The sequence below is a fragment of the Microbacterium sp. genome (assembly GCF_035554235.1).
Lineage (GTDB): Bacteria > Actinomycetota > Actinomycetes > Actinomycetales > Microbacteriaceae > Microbacterium.
In genome coordinates this window covers 1-3,513 of the sequence record NZ_DATMIO010000209.1, presented here as the reverse complement: position 1 = coordinate 3,513, position 3,513 = coordinate 1, and the positions used below count along the sequence as shown (strand labels likewise).

The window sequence follows — 3,513 nt, the reverse complement described above, 5'->3', positions numbered from 1 at the left end:
CCCACTTCGTGAGGGCCCAGAGCGATTCGAAGATGACGTACGGAACCAGGATGTCGGTGACGACCCGCGCCATCTGCACCCTGGTCGGGGCCCCGCCCTTGGAGAAGTACCCGGAGATGATCGCGAATGCGGGCATGTGGAACGCGTAGATCAGCAGGTAGAGCCCGAGCGCGATGTCGGAGTCGTACGTGAGCCGCTGCGAGAAGTGGCCGAGCACCACGAGCACGATGCAGGCGAAGCGGGCGTTGTCCCAGAACGGCACGCGCCGCTTGGTCCGGGCGATAGCCCCCGCGGGGGTCGCGCCGCCCCGTGCCGCTTCGTCGTCGGTCATCGCCACCGCCATCCGCTGAAGGTCCCTCCCAGACTATCCGTCGGTCTCCGCGCCGAACGGCAGCATCGGGAGCGCGATAGTCTCACCCTCGATGACGATCATCGACGAGGCCAGGGAACGCGACCTGGCGATCCAGGACCTCGACTGGCACCTCTTTCCCGAGGGCACCGCGGCGGACGTGTTCGCCGCCCCGAGCGGCGACCTGGCGCGCGTGCGGCTCGGCGAACCGCGGCGAGGGCGCGTGCTTCTCGTTCCGGGTGTCGCCGGCTCGAAGGAGGACTTCGTCCTCCTGTTCCCGCTGCTGGCGGCGGCGGGCTACCTCGTGGAGTCCTTCGACATCTCCGGCCACTACGAGTCGGTGCTCGCGGGGCCCGGCAACCTCGATCCGCCTCGCGAGCACTTCGACTACCGGCTCTTCATCGACGACCTCGTCGCGATTCTCGAGGACGGCGGGCCCGCACACGTGCTGGGCTACAGCTTCGGCGCCCTCGTCACCGAACTCGCGCTCGTCGAGCGCCCCGATCTGTTCCGAAGCCTCACCCTGATGTCGGCGCCGCCGGCGACGGGCCAGGTGTTCCGCGGCGTCAAGCACATCGGGCCGATCTCCGACATGTCACCGCATCGCGCGGCGGGTCTGATCCTGTGGGGCATCCGCTACAACCTCAATCGCACGCCGCCGGGCCGCATCGCCTTCGTTCGCGAGCGCATGGATGTCACGGGCAGAGGGTGCATCGATGATGTCGTGGGACTCATGATGACGATGCCCGACATCGCAGACGACGTGGCGGCCATCGACGTGCCCATGCTCATCGCCGTCGGGGAGCAGGACCTCTGGCCGGCGGCCCAGCACACCGCCTACGCGGCCCGCATCGGCGCGCGCGTCGCCATGTATCCGACGGGGCACGCGCCGTGTGAGACGGCACCGAATCAGCTGACGCGCGACATGCTGCGCCTCTTCGCCGACGCGGACTGACCGCGGCCGTCGCAGCGAGGGCCGCACGACTGGCGGGGTGTAGCGTCGGGAGCCGGGCGGGCTCCTGTCCGGTGCGCGAAACGAGGCCCATGATGACCGCCGCAGGAATGACTCTCGGCGTGATCGGCGCCTCCCGCAAGCCGGATGAACGGCGGGTGCCGATCCATCCGGGGCACCTCGATCGGCTCCCCGAGGAGCTTCGGCCGCGCATCGTTCTCGAGGAGGGCTACGGCGAGCGCTTCGGGGTCTCGGATGCCGAGCTGGGCGCGCTCGTCGGGAGAGTGCTCCCGCGCGAGGCCCTGATCGCGGCATCCGACGTCGTGCTTCTGCCCAAGCCCCAGTTCGACGACCTCGCGGAGCTGCGCGGCGGGCAGGTTCTCTGGGGCTGGCCGCACCTCGTGCAGGACCGTCGGATGACTCAGGTCTCCATCGACAAGCGCCTCACGGTGATCGCCTTCGAGGCGATGAATCACTGGGGTGCCGATGGCACGTTCGGGCTGCACGTCTTCCACATGAACAACGAGCTCGCGGGCTACTGCTCCGTGCTCCATGCGCTCCAGCTGTGCGGCTCGACGGGAGACTACGGCCGCCGGCTCACGGCCGTCGTGATCGGCTTCGGCGCGACCGCGCGCGGCGCCGTGACCGCCCTCCGGGCACACGGCGTGCACGATGTGCGGGTGCTCACGAACCGGCGCACGGCATCCGTTGCCTCACCCATCCATGCCGCCCAGATGATCCAGTTCGACCACGACGAGGGTCCGTACCTGAGCGAGGTGATCACCGACGACGGCCGGGTGCCGCTGGCCCCCTTCCTCGCCGAGAGCGACATCGTCGTGAACTGCACGCTGCAGGATCCCAATCGTCCGCTGCTCTACCTGCGCGAATCGGATCTCGACGCGTTCCGCCCGGGCAGTCTGATCGTGGACGTGTCGTGCGACGAAGGGATGGGGTTCGAGTGGGCGCGGCCGACGAGCTTCGCCGAGCCGATGTTCACCGTGGGAAGTTCGATCAACTACTACGGCGTCGATCACAGTCCCTCCTACCTCTGGAACTCCGCGAGCTGGGAGATCAGCGAGGCCCTGCTCGGGTTCATCCCCACCGTCATGGCGGGGCCCGAGGCGTGGGCGCAGAGCGAGAGCATCCGGCGGGCCACGGAGATCCGCGACGGTGTCATCCTCAATCCCGCGATCCTCGAATTCCAGGGGCGCGCGGAGCTGCCTCCGCACGTCGCGGCCGCGTCGTAGGAAGCGCGCTGGTCCGGACGGTGCTCCGACGGGGCTCGGGAATATCCTTGGTGTTGCCGCGTTACACGAGATACATTCACTTGCATAGAAAACGCGAGGAGCGATCGTGAACGAGAACCAGATGCAGTTCGGCATCTTCACGGTGAGCGACATCACCGAAGACCCGACGACCGGCCGCACGCTCAGTGAGGGCGAGAAGATCCGCGACACGATCACGCTCGCCACGCACGCAGAGGAGGTGGGCCTCGACGTCTTCGCCCTCGGCGAGCACCACAACCCGCCGTTCTGGTCGTCATCGCCCACCACGACCCTCGCATTCATCGCCGCCCAGACCGAGCGTCTGCTCCTGTCGACTGCCACGACGCTCATCACGACGAATGACCCCGTGAAGATCGCCGAGGACTTCGCGATGCTGCAGCATGTCTCGGGAGGCCGCACCGACCTCATGCTGGGGCGTGGAAACACCGGCCCCGTCTATCCCTGGTTCGGGCAGGACATCCGCCAGGGCGTACCGCTCGCGATCGAGCACTACGCGCTGCTGCACAAGCTGTGGCGCGAAGAGGTCGTGGACTGGGAGGGCAGGTTCCGCACCCCGCTGCAGGGCTTCACCTCGACCCCGCGCCCCCTCGATGACGCCCCGCCGTTCGTGTGGCACGGCTCGATCCGCACTCCCGAGATCGCCGAGCAGGCCGCGTACTACGGAGACGGCTTCTTCGCCAACCACATCTTCTGGCCGAAGGAGCACTTCATGCGCCTGATCGGCCTGTACCGGGCCCGCTTCGAGCACTACGGCCACGGCTCCGCCGACCAGGCGATCGTCGGGCTCGGTGGTCAGGTGTTCATGCGCAGGAACTCCCAGGATGCGATCCGCGAGTTCCGGCCGTACTTCGACGAGGCCCCGGTGTACGGGCACGGGCCGTCGCTGGAGGAGTTCATGGAGCAGACCCCGCTCACCGTCGGGTCGC

At 68.1% G+C, this 3,513-nt stretch carries 4 protein-coding genes; 3 read left to right on the top strand and 1 reads right to left on the bottom strand.

Annotation, left to right across the window (positions count from 1 at the left end; all coding sequences use genetic code 11):
* A partial coding sequence (locus VNT50_RS10935; RefSeq protein WP_325485146.1) for an acyltransferase family protein occupies positions 1-331 on the bottom strand: 331 nt, incomplete at its 3' end.
* Positions 332-422: 91 nt separating this feature from the next.
* Here VNT50_RS10935 and VNT50_RS10930 point away from each other — a divergent pair.
* The 3 genes from VNT50_RS10930 to VNT50_RS10920 all read left to right on the top strand — a co-directional run.
* Positions 423-1,304, top strand: a complete 882-nt coding sequence (locus VNT50_RS10930; protein ID WP_325485145.1) for an alpha/beta fold hydrolase — start codon at positions 423-425, stop codon at positions 1,302-1,304.
* A 92-nt stretch (positions 1,305-1,396) separates the two neighbouring features.
* A complete protein-coding gene (locus VNT50_RS10925) occupies positions 1,397-2,548 on the top strand; it encodes a N(5)-(carboxyethyl)ornithine synthase (RefSeq protein WP_325485148.1) in 1,152 nt (383 codons plus the stop codon).
* A 121-nt stretch (positions 2,549-2,669) separates the two neighbouring features.
* Positions 2,670-3,513: CE1758 family FMN-dependent luciferase-like monooxygenase (locus VNT50_RS10920; RefSeq protein ID WP_325485147.1), on the top strand; the 844-nt coding region annotated here is incomplete at its 3' end.

Excerpts from the sequence above, each read along its gene's own strand:
- VNT50_RS10930 (WP_325485145.1), top strand. The coding sequence starts at position 423 with ATGACGATCATCGACGAGGCCAGGGAACGCGACCTGGCGATCCAGGAC.
- VNT50_RS10925 (WP_325485148.1), top strand. The coding sequence starts at position 1,397 with ATGACCGCCGCAGGAATGACTCTCGGCGTGATCGGCGCCTCCCGCAAG.